Source organism: Pseudomonas sp. Tri1 (genome assembly GCF_017968885.1).
Classification (GTDB): Bacteria; Pseudomonadota; Gammaproteobacteria; order Pseudomonadales; family Pseudomonadaceae; genus Aquipseudomonas.
Genome location: NZ_CP072913.1, coordinates 1,330,895 through 1,356,874 on the forward strand (window position 1 = coordinate 1,330,895; position 25,980 = coordinate 1,356,874).

28 protein-coding genes are annotated in these 25,980 nt (G+C 61.3%); 26 read left to right on the forward strand and 2 right to left on the reverse strand.

Annotated elements, in window-relative coordinates:
- Nucleotides 1–31: 31 nt before the first annotated feature.
- Complete coding sequence (mutS, locus tag J9870_RS05815; protein WP_210643070.1) at nucleotides 32–2,599, reverse strand: DNA mismatch repair protein MutS; 2,568 nt, start codon at nucleotides 2,597–2,599, stop codon at nucleotides 32–34.
- Nucleotides 2,600–3,337: 738 nt separating this feature from the next.
- Complete coding sequence (locus J9870_RS05820) at nucleotides 3,338–3,694, reverse strand: DUF6124 family protein (protein WP_210643071.1); 357 nt, start codon at nucleotides 3,692–3,694, stop codon at nucleotides 3,338–3,340.
- A gap of 753 nt (nucleotides 3,695–4,447) precedes the next feature.
- Here J9870_RS05820 and J9870_RS05825 point away from each other — a divergent pair.
- From J9870_RS05825 to J9870_RS05950, 26 genes are all read left to right on the forward strand, one after another.
- Entirely contained in the window at nucleotides 4,448–5,182 is a 735-nt protein-coding gene (locus J9870_RS05825) for an XRE family transcriptional regulator (RefSeq protein ID WP_210645117.1), read from the forward strand.
- Between the two features lie 511 nt (nucleotides 5,183–5,693).
- Nucleotides 5,694–6,113, forward strand: a complete 420-nt coding sequence (locus tag J9870_RS05830) for a tail fiber assembly protein (protein WP_210643072.1) — start codon at nucleotides 5,694–5,696, stop codon at nucleotides 6,111–6,113.
- A 90-nt stretch (nucleotides 6,114–6,203) separates the two neighbouring features.
- Nucleotides 6,204–6,554: a phage holin family protein gene (locus tag J9870_RS05835; RefSeq protein WP_123342521.1), complete on the forward strand. Its 351-nt coding sequence runs from the start codon at nucleotides 6,204–6,206 to the stop codon at nucleotides 6,552–6,554.
- A 36-nt stretch (nucleotides 6,555–6,590) separates the two neighbouring features.
- Nucleotides 6,591–7,103, forward strand: a complete 513-nt coding sequence (locus tag J9870_RS05840) for a hypothetical protein (RefSeq protein WP_210643073.1) — start codon at nucleotides 6,591–6,593, stop codon at nucleotides 7,101–7,103.
- Between the two features lie 3 nt (nucleotides 7,104–7,106).
- Nucleotides 7,107–7,718, forward strand: a complete 612-nt coding sequence (locus J9870_RS05845; protein WP_210643074.1) for a phage baseplate assembly protein V — start codon at nucleotides 7,107–7,109, stop codon at nucleotides 7,716–7,718.
- Nucleotides 7,719–7,728: 10 nt separating this feature from the next.
- A complete protein-coding gene (locus J9870_RS05850; RefSeq protein ID WP_210643075.1) occupies nucleotides 7,729–8,061 on the forward strand; it encodes a phage baseplate protein in 333 nt (110 codons plus the stop codon).
- A complete protein-coding gene (locus tag J9870_RS05855) occupies nucleotides 8,058–9,053 on the forward strand; it encodes a baseplate J/gp47 family protein (protein WP_210643076.1) in 996 nt (331 codons plus the stop codon). Before J9870_RS05850 ends, J9870_RS05855 begins: the two co-directional genes overlap by 4 nt.
- Nucleotides 9,050–9,685: a phage tail protein I gene (locus J9870_RS05860; RefSeq protein WP_210643077.1), complete on the forward strand. Its 636-nt coding sequence runs from the start codon at nucleotides 9,050–9,052 to the stop codon at nucleotides 9,683–9,685. Before J9870_RS05855 ends, J9870_RS05860 begins: the two co-directional genes overlap by 4 nt.
- Nucleotides 9,686–11,797 carry a phage tail protein gene (locus J9870_RS29410; protein ID WP_246883080.1) on the forward strand — a complete coding sequence of 704 codons (2,112 nt, stop codon included), beginning with the start codon at nucleotides 9,686–9,688 and terminating at the stop codon, nucleotides 11,795–11,797. It begins immediately after the preceding gene.
- 10 nt (nucleotides 11,798–11,807) lie between these two features.
- Nucleotides 11,808–12,212: a phage tail assembly chaperone gene (locus J9870_RS05870; protein WP_246883081.1), complete on the forward strand. Its 405-nt coding sequence runs from the start codon at nucleotides 11,808–11,810 to the stop codon at nucleotides 12,210–12,212.
- Between the two features lie 89 nt (nucleotides 12,213–12,301).
- Nucleotides 12,302–12,511 carry a hypothetical protein gene (locus tag J9870_RS05875; protein ID WP_210643079.1) on the forward strand — a complete coding sequence of 70 codons (210 nt, stop codon included), beginning with the start codon at nucleotides 12,302–12,304 and terminating at the stop codon, nucleotides 12,509–12,511.
- A gap of 2 nt (nucleotides 12,512–12,513) precedes the next feature.
- Complete coding sequence (locus tag J9870_RS05880; protein WP_072387869.1) at nucleotides 12,514–13,680, forward strand: phage tail protein; 1,167 nt, start codon at nucleotides 12,514–12,516, stop codon at nucleotides 13,678–13,680.
- Nucleotides 13,680–14,186: a phage major tail tube protein gene (locus J9870_RS05885; protein WP_135843954.1), complete on the forward strand. Its 507-nt coding sequence runs from the start codon at nucleotides 13,680–13,682 to the stop codon at nucleotides 14,184–14,186. The genes J9870_RS05880 and J9870_RS05885 overlap by 1 nt, the downstream gene beginning before the upstream one ends.
- A 183-nt stretch (nucleotides 14,187–14,369) precedes the next feature.
- The gene (locus J9870_RS05890; protein ID WP_210643080.1) at nucleotides 14,370–14,936 is read left to right on the forward strand and encodes a phage tail assembly protein; all 567 of its coding nucleotides are present in this window, start codon (nucleotides 14,370–14,372) and stop codon (nucleotides 14,934–14,936) included.
- 128 nt (nucleotides 14,937–15,064) lie between these two features.
- A complete protein-coding gene (locus tag J9870_RS05895; RefSeq protein ID WP_210643081.1) occupies nucleotides 15,065–17,122 on the forward strand; it encodes a phage tail tape measure protein in 2,058 nt (685 codons plus the stop codon).
- The gene (locus tag J9870_RS05900) at nucleotides 17,122–17,505 is read left to right on the forward strand and encodes a phage tail protein (RefSeq protein ID WP_210643082.1); all 384 of its coding nucleotides are present in this window, start codon (nucleotides 17,122–17,124) and stop codon (nucleotides 17,503–17,505) included. The genes J9870_RS05895 and J9870_RS05900 overlap by 1 nt, the downstream gene beginning before the upstream one ends.
- A complete protein-coding gene (locus J9870_RS05905; RefSeq protein WP_210643083.1) occupies nucleotides 17,498–17,710 on the forward strand; it encodes a tail protein X in 213 nt (70 codons plus the stop codon). Before J9870_RS05900 ends, J9870_RS05905 begins: the two co-directional genes overlap by 8 nt.
- 9 nt (nucleotides 17,711–17,719) lie before the next feature.
- Complete coding sequence (locus J9870_RS05910) at nucleotides 17,720–18,736, forward strand: contractile injection system protein, VgrG/Pvc8 family (protein WP_210643084.1); 1,017 nt, start codon at nucleotides 17,720–17,722, stop codon at nucleotides 18,734–18,736.
- A gap of 159 nt (nucleotides 18,737–18,895) precedes the next feature.
- Nucleotides 18,896–19,462, forward strand: coding sequence for a hypothetical protein (locus tag J9870_RS05915; RefSeq protein WP_210643085.1), 567 nt, complete (start codon nucleotides 18,896–18,898; stop codon nucleotides 19,460–19,462).
- Complete coding sequence (locus J9870_RS05920) at nucleotides 19,459–19,641, forward strand: DUF2635 domain-containing protein (RefSeq protein WP_039594435.1); 183 nt, start codon at nucleotides 19,459–19,461, stop codon at nucleotides 19,639–19,641. The genes J9870_RS05915 and J9870_RS05920 overlap by 4 nt, the downstream gene beginning before the upstream one ends.
- The gene (locus J9870_RS05925) at nucleotides 19,641–21,137 is read left to right on the forward strand and encodes a phage tail sheath subtilisin-like domain-containing protein (protein ID WP_210643086.1); all 1,497 of its coding nucleotides are present in this window, start codon (nucleotides 19,641–19,643) and stop codon (nucleotides 21,135–21,137) included. The genes J9870_RS05920 and J9870_RS05925 overlap by 1 nt, the downstream gene beginning before the upstream one ends.
- Nucleotides 21,138–21,203: 66 nt before the next feature.
- On the forward strand, nucleotides 21,204–21,551 hold the full coding sequence (locus tag J9870_RS05930; protein WP_134923017.1) for a phage tail tube protein: 348 nt from the start codon (nucleotides 21,204–21,206) through the stop codon (nucleotides 21,549–21,551).
- Nucleotides 21,548–21,844 carry a phage tail assembly protein gene (locus J9870_RS05935; protein WP_003198316.1) on the forward strand — a complete coding sequence of 99 codons (297 nt, stop codon included), beginning with the start codon at nucleotides 21,548–21,550 and terminating at the stop codon, nucleotides 21,842–21,844. Before J9870_RS05930 ends, J9870_RS05935 begins: the two co-directional genes overlap by 4 nt.
- A 130-nt stretch (nucleotides 21,845–21,974) precedes the next feature.
- Complete coding sequence (locus J9870_RS05940) at nucleotides 21,975–23,549, forward strand: phage tail protein (protein ID WP_210643087.1); 1,575 nt, start codon at nucleotides 21,975–21,977, stop codon at nucleotides 23,547–23,549.
- Complete coding sequence (locus J9870_RS05945) at nucleotides 23,536–24,774, forward strand: DNA circularization N-terminal domain-containing protein (protein WP_210643088.1); 1,239 nt, start codon at nucleotides 23,536–23,538, stop codon at nucleotides 24,772–24,774. The genes J9870_RS05940 and J9870_RS05945 overlap by 14 nt, the downstream gene beginning before the upstream one ends.
- Nucleotides 24,775–24,777: 3 nt before the next feature.
- Complete coding sequence (locus tag J9870_RS05950; protein ID WP_210643089.1) at nucleotides 24,778–25,818, forward strand: phage baseplate assembly protein; 1,041 nt, start codon at nucleotides 24,778–24,780, stop codon at nucleotides 25,816–25,818.
- Nucleotides 25,819–25,980 lie beyond the last annotated feature (162 nt).

Sequence of the window (25,980 nt, forward strand, 5' to 3'; positions counted from 1 at the left end):
GCGAGATTCTAACAGCTTGAAAGCCTGTGCGTTAGATCCGTGTCTTCAATGTATAGAGTAAATCCAGCGCCCGACGTGGAGTCAGGTCGTCCAGATCGAGCTTGGCCAGTTCATCGAGCACCGGATGCGGCAGGCTGGCGAACAGGTCGCTTTGCTGCGGGGCGCTCGGTTTGCCCTTGGTCGGGCGCGGCGCTTCGTGGGGCAGGCTGGTGGTTTCCAGGCGGCTCAGATGCTCGCGGGCTCGGCTGATCACTTCGCTCGGCACGCCGGCCAGCTGCGCCACCGCCAGGCCGTAGCTCTGGCTGGCCGGGCCGGGCAGCACATGGTGCAGGAATACGATGCGTTCGTTGTGCTCGGTGGCGTTGAGATGCACGTTGGCGACCAGCGGCTGGCTTTCCGGCAGAACCGTCAGCTCGAAGTAATGGGTGGCGAACAGTGTGTAGGCTCGCAAGTGCGCCAGCCGTTCGGCCGCCGCCCAGGCCAGGGACAGGCCGTCGAAGGTGCTGGTACCGCGTCCGACTTCGTCCATCAGCACCAGGCTGCGTTCGGTGGCGTTGTGCAGGATGTTCGCGGTTTCGCTCATCTCCACCATGAAGGTCGAGCGCCCACCGGCCAGGTCATCGCTGGAGCCGATCCGGGTGAAGATCCGGTCCACCAGGGACAATTCGCAGCTCGCCGCCGGTACGAAGCTGCCGATATGGGCCAGCAGTACGATCAAGGCAGTCTGGCGCATGTAGGTGGATTTACCGCCCATGTTCGGACCGGTGATCACCAGCATGCGGGTGTTGTCGTCCAGGCTCAGGTCGTTGGCCACGAACGGCGTGGTCAATACCTGCTCGACGACCGGGTGACGACCCTGGCTGATGCGCATGCACGGCTCGCTGACGAAGCGTGGGCAGTTGAGGTCCAGGTTCAGCGCACGCTCGGCCAGGTTGCTCAGCACGTCCAGTTCCGCCAGGGCGCCGGCGGTGTCCTGCAACGGCGGCAGTTGGCTGATCAGATCCTCAAGCAGTGCTTCATAGAGCATCTTTTCCCGGGCCAGGGCGCGGCTCTTGGCTGACAGCGCCTTGTCTTCGAACGCCTTGAGCTCCGGGGTGATGAAGCGCTCGGCACCCTTGAGGGTCTGGCGACGAACGTAGTCGGCCGGGGCCTGTTCGGCCTGCTTGCTCGGCAACTCGATGAAATAACCGTGGATGCGGTTGTAGCCGACCTTGAGGTTGGCCAGGCCGGTGCGGGCTTTTTCCCGGGCTTCGAGGTCGATCAGGAACTGGCCGGCGTTCTCGCTCAGCGATTGCAACTCGTCGAGTTCGGCGTCGTAGCCGGTTTTCAGCACGCCACCGTCACGGATCACTGCCGGTGGGTTATCGATAATGGCTTTTTCCAGCAGCGCAGCCAGCTCCGGGTAGGTGCTGGTGGTGCGCGCCAGTTGCTGCAGGTGCGGTGCTTCGAGGTCGGTCATTGCCACTTGCAGCTCGGGCAGGGCACCGAGGGCATCGCGCAGGCGCGCCAGGTCGCGGGGACGGGCGTTGCGCAGGCCGATACGGGCGAGGATCCGCTCGATGTCACCGATTTCCTTGAGCTGTGGTTGCAACTGCTCGAAGCGATAGCGATCCAGCAAGCAGGTAATGGAGGACTGACGTGCCAGCAGTACCGTCAGGTCCCGCAGCGGACGGTTCAGCCAGCGGGTGAGCAGGCGGCTGCCCATGGCAGTCTGGCAGCGATCGACCACCGACTGCAGGGTATTGTCGCGGCCGCCGGCCAGGTTGGTGTCCAGTTCCAGGTTGCGACGGCTCGCACCATCCAGCACCACCGTGTCATCCAGGCGTTCGTGGCGCAGGCTGCGCAAGTGGGGCAGGGCGGTGCGCTGGGTTTCCTTGGCGTAGGCCAGCAGGCAACCGGCGGCGCCGATGGCCAGGGTCAGGTTTTCGCAGCCAAAGCCCTTGAGGTCCTGGGTGGAAAACTGTTGGCAGAGACTTTTCAGCGCCGAGTCGCGCTCAAAATCCCACGGCGCCCGACGCCGCACGCCACGGCGTTTTTCTGCCGGCAGGTCTTTGGGCCAGTCATCCGGGATCAACAGCTCTACCGGGTTGACTCGCTCCAGTTCCGCCAGCAGGTTTTCCCAGCCCTTGATTTCCAGCACCGAGAAATTGCCGCTAGTGATGTCCAGCACCGCCAGGCCGAACAGGCGCTCATCGCCCAGGACTGCGGCGATCAGGTTGTCCCGGCGTTCATCCAGCAAGGCTTCGTCACTGACCGTGCCCGGGGTGATGATCCGGACGACTTGGCGTTCCACTGGCCCTTTGCTGGTGGCCGGGTCGCCGACTTGTTCGCAAATCACCACCGATTCGCCGAGTTTGACCAGCTTCGCCAGGTAACCTTCCGCCGCGTGGTAAGGAATCCCACACATCGGAATTGCCATGCCTGCCGATTGCCCACGCGCCGTCAGGGTGATGTCCAACAGCTTGGCGGCCTTCTTCGCATCCTCGTAGAAGATCTCGTAGAAGTCGCCCATGCGGTAGAACATCAGCTGATCGGGGTGCTGGTTCTTCAGGCGCCAGTATTGCTGCATCATGGGCGTGTGGGAGGACAGGTCGTTCACGGCTGTATTCATGGGTGTCAGGGAAGCTCGTTGAAAGGTGTGGGGCAAAAGGAGGGGCATTGGCCCGGCTTTTCCGCGATGGGCGCAAGGTTAACATGGGTGGTCGGGGGGGACCCAGGGATGAGTGTTTTGGGATTGGGTGTATATCCGTTGCTGCGGTAACGGCTGCTGACGGTTCCGCTCTTACAGCGGGTCACTTTTGAGACGCGCAAAAGTAACCAAAACGCTTCTGCCCCACCACTCGGTGCCTCGCTTAGGCTCGGCATGCCTGAACGAAGGCATTGCTCCGTGGGCCGCCGCGAAGGGCCATCCATGGCCCAGCGCGGCTAACCCGGCATCCATGCCGGGTTGCCCACTGCGCAATACCTTCGTTCAGCCAGCGTGGTTAATGGGGCGCCGAGATCAACGTCCACCGCGAGGCGGCCTGATAGCCGACCTGGTTCTTGGTGGGTTCGCGTTTCTCCTGTGGGAGCGAGCCTGCTCGCGAAGGCGGCCTGACAGCCGACCTGGCTCTTGGTGGGTTCGCGTTTCCTCTGTGGGAGCGAGCCTGCTCGCGAAGGCGGTCTGACAGCCGGCCTGGTTCTCTGGCTGTACGCCGATCCAATTGTGGGAGCGAGCTTGCTCGCGATGACGGCAGCCAATACAACTTAGTTGTCACTGGACTCCCGCTATCGCGAGCAAGCTCGCACACAGTGATTACTCGGGCTTCTCTTAGGTCTCGGCTTGCATCATGAATGCTTACCTCACCTCAACCACATCCAATGCTCGATTCGCCAGCAACTGGCTCAGCTCGATCATTTGCTGGACCCCTAGCGCGATATGCCGTCGCGAGCCCTCCATATCGAACGCCAGATCACTGACCATGGCGTTGGCCGAGGCCAGGGTTTCGCTGAGGTTGGCGAGCAGGCATTCGGCGTCGATGTTAGGGGCGATGACGAAAAGGGTGTCGGGTGTGTAGCCAGTTTCTTTGTCGGCTTTGGGTTTGAGGTAATAGTCCAGGGCACGAGTGGCCGCGTCGTCGAGTTTCTTGGCGTTGGCCGATTGGCTGCGGGATGTATGGTCTTTTTCAGGGGGATTCGGAGTTGGTTTGGTCATAGTCTTGGATCCTTAAGTTGGAGCCACTACCGATCCGCTACTAAACGAGATGGGCGGCAGCTGTACGCAGGTTAGTAGACCGGGGATCCAAGAAACCGGCGCGCCCGAGGGCGCCCTGCGCACAGCTACCATTGAGCGTAGGTAAGAAATACCTGGCTGAATAGAGCAATGTTCGTCTTGGAATGCCGGGCTACTAAACCCGATCACTGATGGGCAGTGACAGGATCAAAAGTACCGATGGGATCCAAGGTGGACAAGCCGGCGGATTCTGGCGTAGTTGTAGGCAGAGGCGCAAGGCGACGTAGCCTCGTGTCGCACATTTGAAGGACGCAGGGTTGGGCCGTTTCTCACGAGGTTGTAGGGGAAATTTCCCAAGTCTCGGAAGACATGACGCTTGGTCGCAACACCGTTCACTTGAGCGTTGAATTGAATCCGTGGCGAGGGAGCTTGCTCCCGCTTGAGCGCGAAGCGCTCACAAAAGTTGGTCGCCCTACGCAGCCAGCGAGAGTGCTGCTTACAGCTTGCATCGGCGTTGAATGTACCGCCGTCTTCGCGAGCAAGCCCGCTCCCACAGTTTTACCGAGGTGTTCACAGACATCGCATGCACCCCAAATCCCCTGTGGGAGCGAGCTTGCTCGCGATAGCGGTGGTTCAGCTTGCGTTGATGTTGGAGGGAAGCACTTCGTCGTCGATATGCACGCTTATGCAAAACAGCATTTGTCTTCTGCAAAAAGAACAAGCATCATGCGCGTTATGCAAAAACGCAACGTTTCTACCGTATTAAGAGCATTGCTCGATCAGCACGGGATCTCCCCCACGGAGCTTCACCGTCGTACCGGCGTGCCTCAGTCCACTCTCTCGCGGATCCTCAGCGGCAAGATCGTCGATCCTTCGGATAAACACATCTCGAAGATTGCCGAATACTTCGCCGTGAGCACCGACCAGTTGCGCGGGCGCGCGGACGTTGTGCCTGCCGGCAATGCGCGTCGTGACGAGCCGCATTCCGAACTCAAGGACATAAGCCTGTGGGATGACGATACTCCCGTCGAGGAAGACGAGGTGTCGGTTCCTTTTCTGCGTGAGGTTGAATTGGCTGCTGGATCAGGAAGATTCGTCATCGAGGAAAGCGAGCGCTCTAGCCTGCGCTTTGGCAAGCGTAGCCTGCGCCATAACGGCGTGCAGTTCGACCAGGCCAAATGCGTGACGGTGCGCGGCAACAGCATGTTGCCAGTGCTGCGCGACGGGGCTACGGTCGGGGTGAACGCAGGCAAGTGCGGGATCGGCGACATCGTCGACGGCGACCTCTATGCCATCAACCACAACGGCCAACTGCGGGTGAAGCAGCTTTACCGCCTGCCCACTGGCATCCGCCTGCGTAGCTTCAACCGCGACGAGCATCCGGATGAGGACTACACCTTCCAGGAAATGCAGGACGAGCAAATCGTCATCCTCGGCCACGTCTTCTGGTGGGGCATGTACGCCCGTTAACCCCTCCCTGTCAGATAAAACCCGCCGCCGTGCGGGTTTTTTTTCGCCTCTGAAAATCCTCTGCCCCCTGTGTTTACTGGCTATCGATGCGTCAGTGCATCCGCAGTGCATAAATAAATGCATTTACGCATTGACTGTATATGCATCCATGCATATTCTGTGTCCAAGCCGCTCGACAAAGCGGCTGGCAACAAAGCTCTTTAGTTCCACCAACAGGCAGCGATGAACCGGCCTTAACGGTTCAGAGGGTTGGCAACTGACCCGGGTGTGCAGCGTAAAGCACCAGAAGCAGTTATCCGGCGGGCAGGGACCGCGGTCGGAGGAACAATTTGAATGGATCCGTACCGCGCCAGTCGCGCCGAAAGATCAACTTCCTTCTGGCCATTGGTCAAGGAAGGCGAAGGAGCGCATTACTGAAAAGCCCGGTTCATTGCCGGGCTTTTTGGAATGCCTATCTGAAGCAGGCAGATCGAAGAGTGCCGGAGTGTCGGCAATAAATAAGGATATGAGCATGAAAAAATACGCACGTGTTGTGGGCGGCAAAGTCGACAACATCTACGAAACCGTCAATCCGATCTCTGAGGAATTCCCAGCAGACCAACTTTGGATTGACGTTACCGGCACTTCCAGCGCGGAGGTCGATTATGACTACATCGCGGTCAACACTGATGGGGTCTGGTCGTTTAACTCCGGTTTCCCTTGGCCACAGACTGCTCTTGCAGAGCAGATGCGTAATGAGAAAGCCAGGCGGCTCGACAGCGTCGTGACCCGCGTGGCGTCTTCGGGATTGCAATTCAAAGTCGATCTGGGCGTCGCTACCGCTGCCGAGCAGGCTTACTTGATTGCCTTCAAGGAGTACTGCGTCGCCTTCACTCAGGTCAATAAACAACCCGCTTTCCCACTGAGCATTGTTTGGCCGGAGTTGCCCTGAACGGAGTGTCTTTTTGAAAAGCTCGGTTCAGTGCCGGGCTTTTTGCACTGCCTTCCAAACCCTCATCCATCACCCCCCAGGAGGCGTGACATGACAAACGAGCAACAAGCGTTGCTGGACATGCCGATCTGGCTGGTCATCGTGCTCGCCCTGGTGGGTGGGGTGTCCGGCGAGATGTGGCGTGCTGACAAGGAGGGCGCCCGCGGCTGGCCGTTGCTGCGCCGCGTGGTGCTGCGCTCCGGTGCCTGCGTGGTCTGTGGGGTTTCGGCAACCATGTTGTTGTATGCCCTCGGTATGTCGATCTGGAGTGCTTGCGCCCTGGGTTGCCTGACCGCCATGGCCGGTGCCGATGTGGCGATCGGTCTTTACGAACGCTGGGTCGCCAAGCGGATTGGCGTTTGCGAAGTGCCACCGCGGGACGTTCCGCCCGACCAGCCATGAATCGCCATCGTTGATCCATACACAAGGAGGCGATCAATGCCCGTCCTTATCGAAAAACCGTCGCAGCTGTTCGCCGCCATTGCCCAGACGCTGCGCGCCACTTACCCCACTTTGAAAATCGGCAGCCCCCGGGATTTCGATGGCACCGACGACCAACCCTGGGTGCTGATTGCCATTGAGCGTGATGCGTCAGGCAACCGCGCCAACGACGGGCGTATCGCCCATGTCCTGACGGTTTCCCTGCAGGTGGTCATGGCCGTTGCGGGATGGGAGGCGTGCGATCTGGCCGGAGAGCTGAAACACCTGGTCGTGGATAACCGCTGGGGACTGTCGGGGGATCAATGCGATCTGCCCACGGAGATCGATAGCCTCCCGTCCACGTTCATCAACCCAGCACGGGCGTATACGGCCTGGACCCTTTCATTTACCCAAACCCTGTACCTCGGCCCGACGCTGCTGGAGGACCCGCTGGGCATCCCGAAATTTGCTCGTACCTGGGAAGTGTCGAACATCGACGACCCGGCTCAATACACCGCACTCGAGGAATGACCCATGTTTGATGCGCTGTTACGGATGCATCTGGGGCCGATCATCGAGCGTCTGGCCGAGATGGAAACCGAGCTGGAGGACTTGCATCGGCGTGCGGAGAGTTTCTGCCGTATCGGTGTTTGCCAGGAAGTCGATGCGGCCAGCAACACTTGCAAGGTCAGCCATGGCGGCTTGCTGACCCCGGCGATCCGCTTTTTCAACCCGAGTGCCGGCGCCCAGAGCGAGTCGCGGATTCCGTCCGTGGGTGAGCAGTGCCTGTTGCTGAACCATGGCGGCGGCGAGAGCGGCGGGCAGGCGGTGGCGTTGTTCGGCCTCAACGGCGGTCAGTTCCCGCCTGTCTCGACCCAGGCCACGTTGACGCGTCGCCTCTATCAGGACGGTACGGAAAACGGCTACGACCATGCCAGTCATGTCCTGCATTGGCAAAACGGCCCAGCGACATTCACCGGTTCCCGTGAATCCCTCGAATTGAGCATTGGCCCGTCGAGATTGGCGATGACGCCCGAGGCCATTGAATTGCACCTGGGCGCCGTCGGCCTGCGGCTCGACGCTTCCGGTGTGCATTTGAGCGGCCCGGTGGTGGATCACCAAGGACGCGTCATCAGTACCGCATAAAGGCCTTCCCATGATCGGAATCGATAGAAACACCGGCGCCACGGTCGACGACTGGCTGCAGTTCGTGCAGCGCGCCACCCGTGCCTTGACCACGCCGTTGGGCACTCGCCAGAAGCGCCCGTTATATGGCTGCGCACTCACGCAGTTGCTGGGGCAGAACCTCGGCGACGACTTGCTGATTCTTGCCCAGAACCACGCGGCCCAGGCCTTTTACAACCAGGAAAACGGTATCGGTGATTTCGAGCCGCAGGTCATTGTCGCCAGCCGACACGGCGCCGGCTTGTTGTTGCGCTTCGCCGGCACCTGGAAAAACCGCAAACAGACTTTCGAGGTGGTGACATGAGCATGTTGATACCCGGCCAGAACCAGTTGGCCGAACCGGCCATCGTCACCGTCGAAGCGTTCGAGGACCTGCTCGCCGAATTCAAGACCTTCGTGGTCGAGTACGTCGGCGCACGCTCTCCCGAGAGCGCGGCCAAGCTGGTGGACAGCCTGGAAAACGAAAGCGAATTGCTGACCCTGGCCCTTGAGGCGTTCTGTGTCCGGCTGCAAACCCACGAACGCAAATACAACGCCCGCATCAAGCAGATGTTGGCGTGGTGGGCCACTGGCACCAACCTCGATGCGCGCCTCGCGGACATGGGCCTTGAGCGGCAGTTGCTCGATCCCGGCGACCCGGCGGCGTTCCCGCCCATTCCACCGGTCTACGAGAGCGATGATGACGCCCGCTTGCGCTACTACCTGGCGCCCCATGCCCCGGCGGCTGGCTCGCGCATGCAGTATCGGCGGGAGATCTTCATCCTGGGCGAACGGCCTGCCGTGAAGGTGGAAAACGCCGCAGCGGGCGTGGTGACGGTCACCTATACCTTCGACCCGGATGGATACGCGGCGCAGATCAAGGACGGCAACGGACGCCGCACCGCCCCGGGTGAAGTCACGGTCACGGTGCTGTCCCGAGAGGGCAATGGCACACCGTCCGAGGCGCTGATCGAGGGCGTTCGCCAGCATTTCGCTCGACCTGATGTGCGACCGGAAACCGACCTGGTCATCGTCCAGGCCGCGCAAATCAAACCCTACAAAATCCGCGTCGTGGCGAAGATCAATGCCGGTCCGGATTCGGGTTTGACCAAGGTCGCTGCCGAGCAGCAACTGCAGGCGTACGCCGAGGCCTGTCATCGCCTGGAAGGTCGGGTGGACCCGAGCTGGATCGACTACACGCTGCACAGCGCGGGCGCGGTTCAGCTGCAGATTCTCGAACCGCTTGCACCGATTGTGACGACGGCTTTCCAAGCCCCGTACTGTACGGGCGTCGAGGTCGAGGTGGATACGTTATGAGTGACGACACACCTCGCCCAAGCCTGTTGCCGGCCAACAGCTCGGCGCTGGAAAGGGCGCTCGATCTGGGGTTCGCCCGGTTGCTCGAGCGTATCGATCCGCCGTTTCCTGAGTTGATGAACCCGGCGGCCACGCCTTTCGCGTTTCTGCCGTATCTGGCGGCGGATCGCGGAGTCAGCGAGTGGAGCACGACAGCACCCGAGGCTGAAAAGCGCCTGACGGTTGAACTCGCCTGGCCCACCGCACGGCAAGCTGGAACGCGAAAAGCGCTGGAAAACGCTGCCAAGGGTTTGCAACTGATGCCTGAAGTGCGGGCCTGGTATGAGCAAACGCCAGCCGGCCCGCCCTACAGTTTTTCTGTCAGGGCGTTTACCGAACAACCCTACAGCGAAACCATCGACGCCCGTCTCGACCGCCGCTTGGCCGACGCCAAAAGCGAGCGCGACACCCTGATGGTTTCCGTTGGCTTGAGTGCCTTCGGCCGTCACGTTATCGGCGCCGCCACGCTGTGCGGTGAGCTGACCACGGTTTATCCGATCGTCATCCAAGGGCTGGAAGCCTCGGGCCAGGCCTTCATGGCCGCCGCGCTCTACACCGTCGAAACCTCCACTATTTATCCACAGGGGTCCTAAATGGCCGACTACTACACCCTGCTCACCGATGCGGGGATCGCCTACGAAACCGCCTGCAAGGCGGCGGGCACACCGATCAAGCTGTCGCAGATTTCCGTCGGCGACGGCGGTGGCACGGTCTACAACCCAGCCGCAACCGCCACGGCGCTTAAACGTGAAGTCTGGCGCGGGTCGCTCAATGCGCTGTTCCAGGATGAGCAAAACCCGAGCTGGTTGCTGGCTGAGGTCACCATCCCGTCCGACGTGGGCGGCTGGTATGTGCGTGAGGCCGGTATCTGGACCGATACCGGGATCCTGTATGCGATTGTCAAATATCCGGAGTCTTTCAAGCCGGTGTTGGCGACTTCCGGTTCGGGCAAAGAGTTTTATATCCGCTCGATTTTCGAGACCAGCAATGCTGAGTTGGTGACGTTGCTGATTGACGACACGGTGGTCAAGGCGACGCGGGCCTGGGTTGCCAGCTACGTCGCTGATGAGCTGGCCAAGCTCGACAGAAAGCAATCTGTGCGGGTGGCGACGACGGCCAATATTGTCTTGAGTGGTGCGCAGACGATCGATGGTGTTGCCGTGATCGCTGGAGATCGGGTGCTTGTTAAATCCCAGACCTTGGCGAAAGACAACGGCATCTATGTCGCTGCAAACAGCGCATGGGTTCGTGCGAAGGATGCCGATGCGAGTGCCGAGGTTACCTCGGGATTGATTGTCTCGGTGGAGGAAGGGACGACGCTTGCCAATACGATCTGGCAGTTGATTACCGATGGTGTGATTGTGCTGGGTACCACGGCGCTGACTTTTCAGAACGTGACTCAGGGGTTTGCGCCCCTCAATTCGCCGGCTTTTTCGGGTGCGCCAACGGCCCCAACGGTATTGGGAACTGACAACAGTACCAGGATTGCTACGTCTGCTGCCGTGCGCGGAATCATGGCCCAGTTTGGCCTGGGTTCTTCCGGATTCAACTATACGGGTAGCATCGACGACATCGTGCTAACCGGCGTTTATATGATTTCCAGTACCTCTACGGGTACTAAACCGATGATGGATGGAACCTCGGCGGTCATCCCAAACGGGACGATTTTCCATATGGAGCGTGGCAGCTCCAATATGGCGACCCAATGGTGGGACTCCCTGGTGAGTAACACCGTCCCGGTCGGTTGCATGCGTACACGCAATTCTGCCGGTGCTTGGACGCCCTGGGAGCATGTGACTTCGGTTGAACGGGTTCGGACTGTTCTGGACACATACGGACTTGGCCCGGATGCAGCGAGAATCCCCCTGATTACCGATTTTTCGGCTGAGATCAAGCCCGGGCTCTATCGGGCGTTCACGCTGGGGCATCCCGAGGCATCTATTGGTGGCCCGCCAGAAACCAGCGGTGTTGGCGGTACCTCCATGACGGTGCTTGTCGGCGGTGGTTATCTCACGTCCAGCTATAAGACATTTCTGGCAATTATCAACCTCAATGCAACCGGCCCGACGAGGGTATATGTCGGTCACAAGGTTACCGCCGGGGAACCGCCGGTTTGGAATGAAATCGCGCAAAGTGTCCATCTGCCTTATCGCGGCAAGGTCTATTACAAAACCGCTGGCACCTTTCAGTGGACGGTGCCAGCAAATGTCTGGAAGGTTTTCGCTGAGGTTCGTGGTGGCGGTGGAAGCGGCGCCTTCGGGACACTGGACACCGGTGCGGGTGGTGGCGGCTCAGGTGGGATCAGCAAGCGACTCGTCTCTGTCACGCCCGGCTCAACAGTCACGGTGACCGTGGGGGCGGGAGGCGCCTACGTGACCGCTGCCAACACGGTAGGCAATCCAGGTGGTTCTTCTTCCTTCGGTACGTATTGCTCGGCAACAGGCGGCGCAGGTGGGCTGGTGATTGGCGGTGCTGGCGCTGGCTACGGCTCTGGCGGCGACTTCAACGGTACGCTAGGTGCCGGGAATCCACCGGTGCGTAATGCGGCGTCTAATGGCGCGATTGGCGGTGCTGGAGGGGGCGGAGAGAGCATTTTTGCCGCCGTTGACACTACCACGCTGACGCAGCCCGGTATGGGAGGGGGCGGCAGAATCGGGACTCGATCTCAGGCCGGTGCCGATGGTTGTGTGTTCATCACCTATTGAGGAGAGTTGTATGTTGTGGGCAAGAATTGAAAACGGGTCGGTGGTTGAAACTACCGACCTCGACCCCTCTGAACGTTTCCACCCGGACTTATTGTGGCAAGTCTGTCCATCCGATGTGCGACCAGGTTGGGCCATCATCGACGGGGAGTTTTCCCCACCCTCGCTGCAGACCTCTACCGAGCAAGCCGAGGTCGAACGGGTATGGCGCAATTTTGAGTTGGGTGCCACCGAATGGTTGGTTACACGTCACCGTGACGAACAGGATTTAGGCGTGGCGCCTACGCTGACGGTGAAGCAATTCCCGGAACTGCTTGCCTACCGTCAGGCGCTTCGGGATTGGCCGCAAACAGCGACTTTCCCCAGCGATGAATTTCGGCCCATCGCACCTTCTTGGATCGCCGATCAAATCCAATAAACGCCCCGCACCGACGGGGCGTTTTCTTACCCATCCAAAACCCGACAGCCCCTTCCTCAAGGGGTTTTTTCATATCTGGAGAAACACAAATGGCACCACGCCAAACCTACACCGTACTCCTCCCATTCCCCTCCGGCGGCGGGCACTGGTCGAGCGTCGGCCAGGAACTCGACCTGCTCGACGTCGAGGCCAATGCCTTGCGCAGCGCTGGTCGTCTGGAACTGAAAAAAACCGAGGTCGCCGAAGCGGCTTCTGCATCTACCCCGGCCAAAAAGGCCACAACCAAAAAGGCTGAATAACCATGGCTGAGGTTTTGAACTTCGAGCACAACGGCATTACCGTCAATGCCACTGAATCTCCCGAGGCCATGGGTGGCCTGGGTGACAACGTCATCGGGCTGGTCGGCACTGCGCCGAACGCCAACCCGCTGATTCCGAAAAACACCCCGTTCCGCATCAACAGCTTCACCACCCAGGCCCAGTTGGACCCGACCGGTGCCGAGGCGGGCACGCTGTTCCAGGCGGTCTACCAGATCCTCAAAGTGGTCAAGGTGCCGGTCTACGTGGTCATTGTCGAGGAAGGCGCGACGCTGGCCGACACGCAGAACAATGTGATCGGCGGCATCGAGGCGCAGACCGGTCGCAAACTGGGCCTGGCGGCGTTGAGTGGCGTTGCCGAAGACCTGACCATCATCGGCGCGCCGGGCTTCACCGGCACCAAGGCGGTGGCCAGCGAGTTTGCCTCGTTCGGCAAGCGCATCAAGGCGCGTGTGGTGCTCGACGGCAAGGATGCCTCGGTCGCTGATCAAGTGACTTATAGCCAGGAGCTGGGCGGCGCGGACCTGGGTTTCGACCGTTGCCTGGTGGTGCACAACATGCCGGCGGTCTACTCGAAAGCGGCGAAGAAAAACGTCTTCCTGGCGCCGTCGAGCCTGGCCATCGCCGCGCTGGCCAAGGTCAAGCAGTGGGAGAGCCCGGGTAACCAGGTCACCTATGCCGAAGATGTTTCGCGCACCGTCGAATACAACATCCTCGACACGTCCACCGAGGGCGATCTGCTCAACCGCTACGGCGTCAGCTACTACGCCCGCACCATCCTCGGCGGCTTCTCGCTGTTGGGTAACCGCTCCATCACCGGCAAGTTCATCAGCTACGTCGGCCTGGAAGATGCCATCAGCCGCAAGCTGGTGAAGGCCGGCCAGAAAGCCATGGCCAAGAACCTGACCAAGTCGTTCATGGACCAGGAGGTCAAGCGCATCAACGACTGGCTGCAAACCCTGGTTGCCGACGAAACCATCCCCGGCGGCAGTGTGTACCTGCACCCGGAATTGAACAGCGTCGAGAAGTACAAGAACGGCACCTGGTACGTGGTCATCGACTACGGCCGCTATGCGCCGAACGAACACATGATTTATCAACTCAATGCCCGCGATGAAATCATCGAGCAGTTCCTGGAGGACGTTCTCTAATGTTTACCAACCGCGTAAGACAGGCCATCGCGGCCACCCTGCAAGGCCTGCCGTTGTCGGCGACGGTGGAAGATTTCACTCCGCCGAAGATCGAATTCGAGATGGAAGAGATGCGTGGCGGCCGTTTCATTGGCGAAGAAATGGCCAAGGGCGGCAAGGTGCTGACGGCCAAGCTGACGCTGCAAGGCCTCGGCCCGGAAATCATGCTGGCGCTAGGCGTGAGCGTGGGCGACGACATTCTGCTGAACGTGCGTGAAGCTGGCCAGGATCAGGATGGCAACACCTGGTTCACCTACCACACGGTCGGTGGCAAGTTGAAATCCCTCGAGGAAACCCCGCTGAAAATGACCGAGAAGCCCAAGACCAACCTTGAGCTGTCCTGCCGCACCTACAACCGTCTGGAAAACGGCGTCCCGGTGATCGACATCGACGTGCGCACCCAGAAGTTCGTGCTCAACGGCGTCGACATCCTCGGTGATGCGCGTCGTGCGGTGTTGTTGCCTTAAACACCAGCCAGCCGGCTGAACAAAACCCTGTGGGAGCGAGCTTGCTCGCGATAGCGTGGGCTCAGTCAGCATCGATGTTGTCTGACTCACCGCCATCGCGAGCAAGCTCGCTCCCACAGGTGGCGCGGCTCGATTTACCGGCATTGCACACACCTTCCCAGTACCCACCAAGGAATTCACTTCATGCCCTGGACGCCTCCTGTTCACGTCCTGCTGTCGCCGATCACCGCTGACGACGAGTCGCAGATCGAGCAGCTCCCACTCAAACCCTTGTTCTACGCGGCGCAGAAAGACGCCCTGGCCCGTGCCGGCGATGATGAAGACGAGCAGTTTTTCGAACTGGCCAAACTGGCCACCGGCCTGTCGACCAAGGAGCTGGATCAGCTCAAGCGTCCGGACTACGTCAGCATTGCCCAGTACGTGCACGACATGTCCACGCGCCCGGCGTCCTACTTTTTGGATGACCCACAGGCCGACCCCGACCAGGTGCAACTGCTGCAGCCGCTGAACGTGGCGGGCCGCAGCCTGACGTCGCTGACGTTGGAAATGCCGGTGCTGCGTGCGACCAAGGCGATGAAGAAACTGAAGACGGCCAAGGAGCGCGCCGAGTTCATCACCGCCCATTGCACCGGCCTGATGATTCCCGATCTGGACCTGCTGAGCGTGCCCGACTGGACGCAACTTCAGGTGCGCATCGACGATTTTTTAAACAAACCGGCGGACTACTTTCGGAGCGCGACATCGAAGTAATCCTCGATGTGGTGCCGCTCATTTACCCGGTAAGTGAGGCGGAGATTCTGGAGTGGGACGCCGGCAAGGCCTTGCGCCGTTACGACATCGCGATCACTCGCCTTGGCGTGAAACAGGAGTAGAGCGGGATGGCGGACGATAGATATTCGCTCAAATACGCAGCCTTCAATGAGAGTGGGTTGGCGTTCGGTAATACCAACCTCACCAGTGGCGTGTCGGCACAAGGCGCGTTCGCCAGGGATCAGCTGTCGAGCCTCGATCTGGCGCTGGAAACGCTCGGGCTCAAGCTCGGGCTGCTGACCACGGCGATCGAGTCGCTGACCGTGAAGCTGTCGGCACAACGATTGTTCTCCCAAACGATGGGCGCCAGCGCCAAGAGTGAGTCGGCCAATGAGCCCAAGGGCAAGCTCAGTGGCGGTATCGAACCACCGGCGCTGCTCAAACCGGCGATAGCGATGGATTCGGCCCTGGCCGATCTGAAGCTGGCCACCCAGTTTACCCCTCGTCAGATTGCAGAGATGGCTGAGCCGACTCAGCAGATCGCCCGCGCACCGCTGGTGGCGGCCGGTGGGACCAAAGCGGTTGACCTGGTGAGAATCGAAAGCCTGGCAGCCAGTGCTGGCATCGGTCGCGATCTGCCCAATGCATCGGACCGACAGTTCGAACTGTTGCACTTTGCCAGTGATGTTGGCGTCACTGCATCGGCGTTCAGAAAATCGGCCATGGAAGTCGCCGAGATGATGGTCGGCTGGCGCACCTCCATGAAGCTCAGCGGCGCTCAAGCCTTTGACCTGGCGGATGCCATCAACCAGTTGAGCAAGATCCCCGGTGGAGCGAAACCGGGAGACATCGGCGCCGTCTTGCAGCGTGACGGTGCGGCTGCGACGACGGCGGGCCTGGCTCCCGCGCAAGCGGCAGCGTTGACGGCGGCATTGCTCAATACCGGCACGCAACAGGCTGAAGCCGGCGTGGCGCTTGATAACTTCACGACTGCCCTGGGCAAGGGGGATCAGGCCTCTGCCACCGAGCAAGCGGCCTGGAAGCAACTGGGCCTGGAGCCGAACGCGGTGGCGAGCGGCTTGCGTGACAAGGACACGACGTCTGGCACGGTGATGACGGTGCTTGCGGCCTTGAACGCGCAGCCGGCTGAAAAGCGCTCGGCCCTTGCTTCTTCGCTGTTTGGCAGTGGGGATGAAGCGGTGCTGCGCATGGCGCAGAAACTTGCCGATGTGAATGAAGCCTTCGGACAAGTGAAAGACCCGGCCCAATATGCCACGTCGCAGTTGGGGAATAAGGGTTCGGTAAGGCAGGACGCGTTGGCGCTGTCGAATACCCAGCAAGGCCAGTGGAATGTCTTGGGCGCACGTGCTGATCGTCTGTCGGTTGCCACGGGCGATGCCCTGGCGCCCGTGGCGGATAGCTCGCTTCAGGCGTTGGGTTCGCTGGCCGATGGCATGAGTGAATTGGCTGAGTCCTCACCTAAAGCCACCGCTGCAATTGTGCTGGTTGCCGCAGCGATCAAACCGTTGGTGAGTGCGTTGCTCAAGGCGGTCACGGATGAGCTGAGCAACCAAGCGGCCAAGCGTGTATTGGGGACCGCGAGCGTTGGGGCTGGGGTGAGTGCCAGCAGTTCCCTGGGCGGCGTGAGTGCTTCGCTGCGCTCGGTCACCCGCTTTATGCCCGGGGCGTTCGCGCTGAGTGCCGCCCCCGAGGTGGTCGAAGGCGCGATGAGCGGCGACGCTCGGATGATCGGCGCTGGCCTCGGAACCGCTGGCGGAGGTTGGGCGGGGGCTTCGGCTGGGGCCACCGCGGGCGCCACTATCGGTACCTTTTTCGCCCCCGTCATCGGCACTGCCATTGGCGGAGCGCTCGGCGCGGTCGTCGGCGGACTGGCAGGCAGCTGGATTGGTAGGGAGTCGGGCTCCTGGCTGGGTGACCAACTCGCCACGCCCGCCGACAGGCTTCCCCCTCCGGACCAGGCCGCCAAAGCGCTGACCGATGCCCAGACCTCCACGGCACAGAACACCATGACCGCAAACATCTACATCAACGGCCAGGACCAGGCCAGCGCCAGTCAGTTGGCCAACCTGGTGGTGCAACAGCTCTCGGGCCAATTCGGCTTAACGACCATGCCCAACACACTCGCCATGCGCAGTGACGCGGCCCTGACCGACGGAGGTACGTGATGCGTCAACAAATGGCACTGGGCAGTTTCATTTTCGGCCTGTCCAGAAACTTCGCCTATCACTCCCTGGTACGCACCTCGGACGGCGGCTGGAAGAGCATCGACATCCTCACCAGCAAACCCAAGTCCAGTCAGGTCGGCCAGGGCCTGCAAGGGCTGACGATCACAGGCAAGTCGATGTACTCGATTGCCATGGACCGCCTCGATGAACTGCGGGCATTGCAGGCGCAACGCGTTCCGGTGCCGTTGGTTGATGGCATTGGTCGCAACTGGGGCTTGTGGCAGATCAACAAAGTGACGGAAACCCAGACCGAGATCATTGATGACGGCACCGCGATGGTGGTCGGCTGGGTGATTGAATTAACGGAGTTCGCCAATGCGTAGGGTTCGAAGCATCGCCGGTGATTCGGTGAATCTGTTGCTGTACCGCGAGTTGGAGCGTTGTGACGATGCCACCGAAGAGGCGCTCTGGCTGCTCAATCCGACGCTGGCCGAATGGGGCCCGGTCTTGCCGGCCGGGGTATGGGTGGTCCTGCCGGAAGTGGATCTCAAGCCTGTCGCACCCACACCGGTTTCGGCCTGGGATTAAGGAGGCAACATGTCACTGGGTTTCACACCAGCGGTGGAAATTTACGGTGCGAACGCGGCACTGCTCAACGAACGCTTGCTCAAGTGGACGCACGTCGACGCGGCAGGGATCGAGTCTGATCAACTGACGCTGACGATCAGCCTGGACGGGCTTGAAGGGTTGCCTAGCCTGGGTGGGAAAATCGGTCTGCGGGTCGGTTATCTGGAGTCGGGACTGGTGGATAAAGGCGAGTTCGTCATCACCCGACGCACGCCGATGCTGTTTCCCCTGCAACTGGTTCTGGTGGCTATGGCCGCGCCGTTCAGCGCGGCGGACCAGACCGGGTTCAAGCAACGCCGATCCGTCAGCCATGGGCCGACGACCTTGGGTGCGCTGTTTCGGCAATTGACCAGCAGGCACGGCTTTTCCCCCCGTGTCGCGCCGGACCTGTCGCTGATAAAAATCGAACACATCGACCAGTCCAACGAAACCGACATGGGTTTCCTGACGCGCCTGGCCCACCGTTATGACGCCGTCGCCAAGCCGATCAACGAGTTGTATGTGCTGGCTCGGCGCGGTCAGGCGAAATCGTTGTCGGGCAAGGTTCTTCCAGAAATAAAGCTGTCGGTGACCACCAATAATCGCCCGGGGGATAACGCCTTTATCTCGGCCAAGCTGGAAGAAACTGCCCGGGCGAAATACCAGGGCTGCAAGACCAGTTGGTGGGACGCGGCGGCCGGAAAAGTGCGTGTCGAGCAGAGCGGCCTCGCGCCGTTCAAGACCCTGCGCCAACGTTTCCAGAGCGCAGACGATGCCCGCGCCGCCGGTGAAGGCGAGGTACGCCGGATGATGCGCGAGGCCCTCAAGGTAAAGATTGGCTGTCCTGGCAACCCGGGATTGTCCGCCGAAGGCATCGTGCTGTTGGACCCTTCCTGGCCGGACTTCATGCGCGGTCGCTGGTCGATCGACAAAGTCACCGCCAGCGGCGACCGGGAAAAAAGCTACCGCTGCGAGATTGATGCAACCTGCCTGGATGCCAGGGCCTGACGCCACTCCCCCAAACACCGCGAACCCTGTGCGAGCGAGCTTGCTCGCGATAGCGGCGTGTCAGTCGACTTCAATTTCGAATGTCAGATCGTTATCGCGAGCAAGCTCGCTCCCACAGTTTTCCGACTGCCTGCGCCTTTCATATCACTGGAGCCCTCCATGAAGATCACGCCGATCCTCACGCAGCTGCGTGAGCAATGCCCTGCGCTCGCCAATCGCGTGGCTGCGGGCGCTGACCTCGCTACCTTGCAACCCCCCTGCGCCTACGTAGCGCCGATCAACGATCTGGCCATTGCGAACACTGCGCAAAACGCCACCCGGCAAGCGATCCGCGACCGCTTCGAAGTGACCCTGGTACTCGACTCCACCGACGCGACAACAGCGCTGGATCAGTTGCACGACCTGCGGGCCGAGCTGTGGCGTGCACTGGTGGGGTTCAAACCCGGTGGCGACTACACCGGCATCGAATACGACGGTGGCGAGCTGATATCCATCAACAGCAGCCGTGTGTCGTACCGGCTGCGCTTTTTCGCCGAGTTCCAGCTGGGCCGCAACCTGGCGAGCCAGCCTGCCGAAAGCTGGCACGAGCGTGAACTGGACGGCTTGTCGTCCTTTACCGGGGCCACCGTGCAGGTCGATGCCATCGACCCGGCGGACCCCAACCTGAAACGTCCCGGCCCTGATGGGCGCGTGGAACTGACCTTCTCTGGAGACGTAACCCCATGAGCAAACGCATCACCGTGCTGCCGGCCCCGGGCCGTGCCGTACCGGACCCGGAAGCGGGCGATCTGTTGCCCCTCGAAGGCCGTGAAGTGCCGGACAACGCCTGGTGGCGTCGTCGTCTGGCCGATGGCGATATCACCACCAAAACCGTGAAAGCGGCAAAACCACAGGGAGCCAAATAATGGCGATCGGATTCAGCAACATTCCCGCGGACATTCGTGTTCCGCTGTTCTACGCCGAAATGGACAACTCGGCCGCCAATAGCGCGTCGTCGGCCATGCGCCGGTTGATCGTCGCCCAGGTCAACGACAACATCGCCCCGGCCGAAGTCGGCAAACTGGTGCTGGTGTCCAGCGTCGCGCTGGCCAAGAACATCGGCGGGCAGGGCTCGATGCTCGCCTCGATGTACGAGACCTGGCGCAAGACCGACCCGCTCGGTGAAATCTGGTGCCTGCCACTGCACAACACCGAGGGTTCTGTCGCACAGGGCGTGCTGACCCTCACCGGTACCGCCACCGAAAGCGGCGTGCTCAACCTTTACGTGGGTGGCGTGCGCGTCCAGGCGGCCATCGTCAATGGTGCAACGGCAGCTCAAGCCGCCACCGCGCTGGCCTTGAAAATCAACGCCGCCGCCGACCTCCCGGTAACCGCTGCGGCCGCCGAAGGTGTCGTCACTCTCAGCGCCAAATGGACCGGCGCCAGCGGCAACGACATCAGCCTGCAGTTCAATCGCCTGGGCAAAAGCAACGGCGAAGACACCCCGGCAGGCCTGACCACGGCCATCACTGCGATGGCCGGCGGCGCCGGTGTGCCGGACCAGACTGCTGCTGTTGCGGCCCTGGGCGACGAGCCGTTCGAGTTCATCGCCATGCCCTGGTCCGACCTGTCGAGCCTCAACACCTGGCAAGCGGTCATGGACGACAGCACCGGTCGCTGGTCCTGGGCCAAGCAGTTGTTCGGCCATGTCTACAGCGCCAAGCGCGGTACCATCGGCACCCTGGTGGCGGCCGGTCAGGCGCGCAACGACCAGCACATGACCATCCAGGCCTTGGAGCTGGGCGTGCCGCAACCGTTCTGGGTCCAGGCCGCCGCGTTGGCCGCCCGCACTGCGGTGTTCATCTCCGCCGACGCCAGCCGTCCGACCCAGAGCGGCAGCCTGCCGGGCCTGGATCCGGCTCCGGCCAGCGAACGTTTCACTCTGACCGAGCGGCAGTCGCTGCTCAACTACGGTATCGCCACCGCTTACTACGAAGGCGGTTATGTACGTATCCAGCGTTCCATCACGACCTATCAGAAAAATGCCTTTGGCCAGGCTGACAACTCCTACCTGGACAGCGAAACCATGCACCAGTCGGCGTTCATCGTGCGCCGCCTGCAAAGCGTGATCACCAGCAAGTACGGTCGCCACAAACTGGCCTCCGACGGGACCCGGTTTGGCGCCGGCCAACCCATCGTGACCCCGAGCACGATTCGCGGTGAGCTGATCGCCCAGTACGCCAAGCTCGAGCTGGAAGGCCACGTGGAAAATGCCGAGCTGTTCGCCGAGCACTTGATCGTCGAGCGCGACAGCCAGGACCCGAGCCGGGTCAACGTGCTGTTCCCGCCGGATTACATCAATGGCCTGCGGGTGTTCGCGCTGCTCAACCAATTCCGCCTGCAGTACGACGATGCCGCCTGAAGGTCGCGCTCAATCGTATGAACTCAGCCCACTTCGCGTGGGCTTTTTATTGAAGGGAGAAACACCATGGGTCAACTGATTGCGGGCACCTGCTACGTCAAAGTGGACGGCGCTCAATTGACCATCAACGGCGGCTGCGAAGCGCCACTGATGTTCACCAAACGCGAAACCGTCGTACCGGGTTTCTACAAGGAAACCGACCTCGCCCCGTCCTTCAAGGTAACGGCGCTGCACACCGCGGACTTTCCGCTCAAGCAACTGGTGGCCGGCACCGACATGACCGTTACCTGCGAATTCAACAACGGCAAGGTCTACGTGCTGGCCGGCGCCTACCTGGTGGAAGAGCCGGTGTCCAAGGGCGACGACGCCACCATCGAACTGAAGTTCGAAGGCATCAAGGGGACCTGGCAATGAGTGATGTCGTGACGCTGCGCGTGGCCATCGAGGCCCACGGCGAGCCTGTGAGCGAACTGACCCTGCGCCGTCCGACGGTGCAAGAGGTGCGGGCGATCAAGGCACTGCCGTACAAGATCGACAAGAGCGAGGAAGTGAGCCTGGACATGGATGTCGCGGCCAAATACATCGCAGTCTGCGCCGGCATCCCGCCGTCGTCGGTCAACCAGTTGGATTTGGCAGACCTCAACGCGCTGAGCTGGGCCGTCGCGAGTTTTTTCATGAGTGCGGCGTCGCAGCCATCGGCGACCTGATCGCCGCCGCCTATGACCTGGCCTGGTTCTGGAAGGTTGACCCCGAACAGATGATGGCCAGGCCACTGGATGTGCTCCGCGAATCCCTGGAGCACGCGCAACGGATCAATGCGATGCAGCAGGTGCAGTGATGGCAGACACACAAAAGGTAGAGAAAAAAGCGCTGCTGCTGACTGGCATCGACGAGCTGTCACCCAAGCTCGCCAACCTTCGAGCGAAGGTCGCGAGCTTCAAGCAGAACCTCAATGCCACTGGCCTGGGCAGCCTGGATATTTCCGCGCTGCTCCCGGACGGCGGCCTGGCCAAGCCATTCGTGGAGGGGCTCCAGTCAGCAGAGGCTTTCAAAGGTGAAGTGGGCGCGGCGAACGTGGCGGCCAGCAGCTTGAAGGCACCTGAAGCGCCGCGTGTGGCGGCACAGAGCCTGGATGGATTGAAGACTTCCATCAGCAATGTGTCGGTGCAGTTCGGCTCGGCCCTGGGGCCGGCGGTCAATGCGGTAGCGGCCAGCTTGCAGCCGATGGTCACTGGTGTGGCCCAGGTGCTGCAGGACAACCCGCAACTGGTGCAGGGCCTGGCGACTGGCGTGGTGGCGTTCAACGCGATCCAGACGGCAGTCAGCGGTGCGAGCCAAGCCCTGGAGGTGGTCAACCTGGCCTTGAAGATGAACCCTATTGGCTTGATTGCCATGGGCATCGCCTTGGCGGCAGGCATGATCATCGCCCACTGGACGCCGATCTCGGCGTTCTTCGCCGGGCTCTGGCAGAGGCTGGCGCCGATCGTTATGCCGATGGTCGAGTTCTTCAAGACGATGTTCGCTTTCACTCCGCTGGGGCAGGTGATCAGCCACTGGGGGCCGATCAGCAGTTTTTTTGGCGCGCTCTGGAACGTGATTGTGGCGGCGGCAACACCCATCATCGGCTTTATGCAAACGTTGTTCGCCTGGTCTCCCTTGGGGTTGATCATCGCCAACTGGACGCCCCTGAGCGGGCTGTTCGCCGCGATCTGGGACTTGCTCAAGGCCCTGACCGTGCCGGTGATGGACGCCTTGAAAGGCCTGTTCGACTGGACGCCGCTGGGGTTGATCATGGCCAACTGGGGCACGATCGGTGAAGTCTTCGCCGGGATCTGGGAGGGCATTCGCAATCAAGTGTCGATCATGCTGGCGGTGTTCAGTGGTTTGTTCGACTGGTCGCCCATCGAGGGCCTCATCAAACAGTGGGGGCCGGTGGGTGAGTGGTTCACTCAATGGTGGGACGAGCTGCAGGGCGTGATCGCGCCGATCAAGGCGTTCTTTAACGGCGGCTTCGGTGAAATCATCACCACGTTCACCGGTAAGGTCGAAGGACTGACCGAGGCGCAGCGCCAGACCAATGCCGAAGGCAAGGGTAAGCTGGCACCGGCGTTTTTTGGCGGGGCCAGTGAGCCGCCTGCGGGCCTGTCTTCCAACCTTGCGCCAGCGCTGGGCAACCTGCCGGCGAAAACCGCATTGGCGCCGGGTGCGTTGCCGCAAACCTCCAGTGCCCTGGTGCAACAAAGCGCCGCGAACAATCGCACGCAGCTCGAAGGTGGCCTGACCGTGCGCTTTGAAAATGCACCGGCCGGGTTGCGCGCCGATCCACCACAGACCAATCAGCCGGCCCTGGCGGTAAGTTCGCGCATCGGATACCGCTCACTGTCCACAGGAGGTTCCAATGAGCTGGCGTGATCGTTTGTTGCCGGCGTCGTTTCGCGGCGTCGGGTTCTGGGTCGATCAGGCGAAAACCCCGGTCGGCCACAAGGGCCAGTTGCATGAATATCCACAGCGCGACCGGCCGTTTTTCGAAGGGCTCGGCCAGCAGGCGAAGATTCATGAGTTGACCGCGTTCATCGTCGGTCCCGACTGCCTGGAGCAGCGTGACAAACTGCTCAAGGCTTTGGAGCAGGGCAGCGGCGAACTGGTGCATCCGTGGTTGGGGCGCCTGCAGGTCAAGGTCGGCGAGTGTGACATGACCCACACCCGCCAGGACGGCGGGCTGGTGACCTTCGCCCTGAAGTTCTACCCCGACCAGGCGCTGCAATTCCCCTCGGCCGCGATCAACAGCCAGAAACTGCTGCTGGTCTCGGCCGACAGCTTCCTCGGTTCGGCGGTGCGGCGCTTCGAGGACGCCATGACCTTGATCAAGGCCGCACGAATCGGCATCGCTGATCTGCGCAACAGCCTCAAGGAGGTCTTCGGTGTGATCGAGCAGGAGCTCAAGCCGTTGATCGAGACCTATCGGCAACTCAGCGATCTGGTCAAGGCGGTGAAAGAGCTGCCCAAGGACGTGGCGGCCGAGTTCAAGGGGTTGCTGGGTGACATCCGGGAACTGAAGGACTTTGCCCGTGACGGTTATCGCGGCGTAATTGCCAGCGTGTCGCAACAGGTCGAGGCGATTCGCAAGGCCGATGCACCCAAGCTCACCACCGGTAAGGACACCACGGCGGCGGCCCAGGCTGTGGCCGATCTGGTGCAGGACACACTGCTGGTACAGGCCGCGCAATGGATTGCGGCGATGCCGGTGGCGACACCGGTGGTCAAGTTGGGCGCTACACCCTCGGTGGCGCAACAGGCGGTGCAACCGGTCCAGCGTCGGGACGTGCCGGTGGCCGATGATGTGCTGGCGTTGCGCGATGCCCTCAACGAGGCCATCTGGCAAGCCTCGCTCAAGGCCGATCCGGATCACTACCAGGCCCTGAACAACCTGCGCCAGCAAATGGCCGCGCACCTGACGGCGGTAGCGTCGTCGGGCGTAAGGCTGATCAACCTGTCGTTCAAGCAAAGCCTGCCGGCGTTGGTGGTGGCGTATCAGCAATTTGCCGATGCCACCCGGGTGGCCGAGGTGACCCAGCGCAACGGCGTGGCTCATCCGGGTTTCCTGCCGCCCAACGACCTGAAAGTCTCGGGGGAGTAAGCCATGAATGAGCACGATAACACCGTCTCGCTCACCGTCGGCGGGCTGGATTACGGCGGCTGGAAAAGCGTGGAAATCAGTGCGGACCTGGAGCGCCAGTTCCGCACGTTCAAACTCGACATCACCTGGCAATGGCCGGGGCAGACGCAATCGGTTCCGATTCGGCCGGGCGATGAATGCCAGGTGCGCATCGGTGCCGACCTGGTGCTCAGCGGCTATGTGTTCAAGGCTCCGGTCAGCTATGACGCACGCCAGATCAGCCTGAGCATCGAAGGTGGTTCGAAGACCCAGGACCTGGTGGATTGCGCGGCGATCAATCGCCCGAGCCAATGGCGCGGGCAGACGGTGCTGAGCATTGTCCAGGCCCTGGCTTCTCAATATGGCGTGGGGGTGATCAGCGAAATTCCGGAAACCGCGCGCTTGAGTGAACACAGCATCGTGCCGGGGGAAACGGTCTTTCAATCCATCGACCGTTTGCTGACGTTGTTTCGGGTGTTTTCCACTGACGACGCACAAGGACGTGTGCTACTGGCCAAACCCGGCAGCGGCGGGAGGGCCAGTGATGTGTTGGAGCTGGGCAAGAACATTCTCTCTGGCAATGCACCGATGGACTACAGCCAGGTGTTCTCCGAATACCGGGTCATCGGCCAGCACAAGGGCAACGACCAGCAGAGCGGGGCGGCGGTGAGCGAAGTCTCCGGCACCGCCACGGACCTGAGCTTCCAGCGCAAGCGGGTGACGGTGATCAGCGAAAGCGCGCAGTTGACCTTCGAACTGGCCCAGCAACGGGCCGACTGGGAAAGCGCGATTCGCACCGGCAAGGCCCTGACCACCACCTACCGCGTGCAAGGCTGGCGCCAGGCCAATGGCGACTTGTGGCGGCATAACACCCTGGTGCGGGTGATCGATCCGGTGCTGGGGTTTGACAGCGACATGCTGATTTCCAAAGTGACGTACTCGCTGTCCGCCCAAGGCTCCATCACCACCTTGCAAGTCGCCCCGCCCCATACCTTCGACGCCAACCCGACGCCACCCAATACCTGAGGCCAACGCCAACCCCTCGGCCACTGCACAACCCCTGTGGGAGCGAGCTTGCTCGCGAAAGCGGTGGGTCAGCTTGTATCGATGTTGGATGTGCTGCCGCCATCGCGAGCAAGCTCGCTCCCACAGTATTTCGAGACCACCTCCAAGTTCCTGCCCACCGCA

Excerpts from the sequence above, each read along its gene's own strand:
- J9870_RS05820 (WP_210643071.1), bottom strand. The coding sequence starts at position 3,694 with ATGACCAAACCAACTCCGAATCCCCCTGAAAAAGACCATACATCCCGC.
- J9870_RS05825 (WP_210645117.1), top strand. The coding sequence starts at position 4,448 with ATGCAAAAACGCAACGTTTCTACCGTATTAAGAGCATTGCTCGATCAG.
- J9870_RS05830 (WP_210643072.1), top strand. The coding sequence starts at position 5,694 with ATGAAAAAATACGCACGTGTTGTGGGCGGCAAAGTCGACAACATCTAC.
- J9870_RS05835 (WP_123342521.1), top strand. The coding sequence starts at position 6,204 with ATGACAAACGAGCAACAAGCGTTGCTGGACATGCCGATCTGGCTGGTC.
- J9870_RS05840 (WP_210643073.1), top strand. The coding sequence starts at position 6,591 with ATGCCCGTCCTTATCGAAAAACCGTCGCAGCTGTTCGCCGCCATTGCC.
- J9870_RS05845 (WP_210643074.1), top strand. The coding sequence starts at position 7,107 with ATGTTTGATGCGCTGTTACGGATGCATCTGGGGCCGATCATCGAGCGT.
- J9870_RS05850 (WP_210643075.1), top strand. The coding sequence starts at position 7,729 with ATGATCGGAATCGATAGAAACACCGGCGCCACGGTCGACGACTGGCTG.
- J9870_RS05855 (WP_210643076.1), top strand. The coding sequence starts at position 8,058 with ATGAGCATGTTGATACCCGGCCAGAACCAGTTGGCCGAACCGGCCATC.
- J9870_RS05860 (WP_210643077.1), top strand. The coding sequence starts at position 9,050 with ATGAGTGACGACACACCTCGCCCAAGCCTGTTGCCGGCCAACAGCTCG.
- J9870_RS29410 (WP_246883080.1), top strand. The coding sequence starts at position 9,686 with ATGGCCGACTACTACACCCTGCTCACCGATGCGGGGATCGCCTACGAA.
- J9870_RS05870 (WP_246883081.1), top strand. The coding sequence starts at position 11,808 with ATGTTGTGGGCAAGAATTGAAAACGGGTCGGTGGTTGAAACTACCGAC.
- J9870_RS05875 (WP_210643079.1), top strand. The coding sequence starts at position 12,302 with ATGGCACCACGCCAAACCTACACCGTACTCCTCCCATTCCCCTCCGGC.
- J9870_RS05880 (WP_072387869.1), top strand. The coding sequence starts at position 12,514 with ATGGCTGAGGTTTTGAACTTCGAGCACAACGGCATTACCGTCAATGCC.
- J9870_RS05885 (WP_135843954.1), top strand. The coding sequence starts at position 13,680 with ATGTTTACCAACCGCGTAAGACAGGCCATCGCGGCCACCCTGCAAGGC.
- J9870_RS05890 (WP_210643080.1), top strand. The coding sequence starts at position 14,370 with ATGCCCTGGACGCCTCCTGTTCACGTCCTGCTGTCGCCGATCACCGCT.
- J9870_RS05895 (WP_210643081.1), top strand. The coding sequence starts at position 15,065 with ATGGCGGACGATAGATATTCGCTCAAATACGCAGCCTTCAATGAGAGT.
- J9870_RS05900 (WP_210643082.1), top strand. The coding sequence starts at position 17,122 with ATGCGTCAACAAATGGCACTGGGCAGTTTCATTTTCGGCCTGTCCAGA.
- J9870_RS05905 (WP_210643083.1), top strand. The coding sequence starts at position 17,498 with ATGCGTAGGGTTCGAAGCATCGCCGGTGATTCGGTGAATCTGTTGCTG.
- J9870_RS05910 (WP_210643084.1), top strand. The coding sequence starts at position 17,720 with ATGTCACTGGGTTTCACACCAGCGGTGGAAATTTACGGTGCGAACGCG.
- J9870_RS05915 (WP_210643085.1), top strand. The coding sequence starts at position 18,896 with ATGAAGATCACGCCGATCCTCACGCAGCTGCGTGAGCAATGCCCTGCG.
- J9870_RS05920 (WP_039594435.1), top strand. The coding sequence starts at position 19,459 with ATGAGCAAACGCATCACCGTGCTGCCGGCCCCGGGCCGTGCCGTACCG.
- J9870_RS05925 (WP_210643086.1), top strand. The coding sequence starts at position 19,641 with ATGGCGATCGGATTCAGCAACATTCCCGCGGACATTCGTGTTCCGCTG.
- J9870_RS05930 (WP_134923017.1), top strand. The coding sequence starts at position 21,204 with ATGGGTCAACTGATTGCGGGCACCTGCTACGTCAAAGTGGACGGCGCT.
- J9870_RS05935 (WP_003198316.1), top strand. The coding sequence starts at position 21,548 with ATGAGTGATGTCGTGACGCTGCGCGTGGCCATCGAGGCCCACGGCGAG.
- J9870_RS05940 (WP_210643087.1), top strand. The coding sequence starts at position 21,975 with ATGGCAGACACACAAAAGGTAGAGAAAAAAGCGCTGCTGCTGACTGGC.
- J9870_RS05945 (WP_210643088.1), top strand. The coding sequence starts at position 23,536 with ATGAGCTGGCGTGATCGTTTGTTGCCGGCGTCGTTTCGCGGCGTCGGG.
- J9870_RS05950 (WP_210643089.1), top strand. The coding sequence starts at position 24,778 with ATGAATGAGCACGATAACACCGTCTCGCTCACCGTCGGCGGGCTGGAT.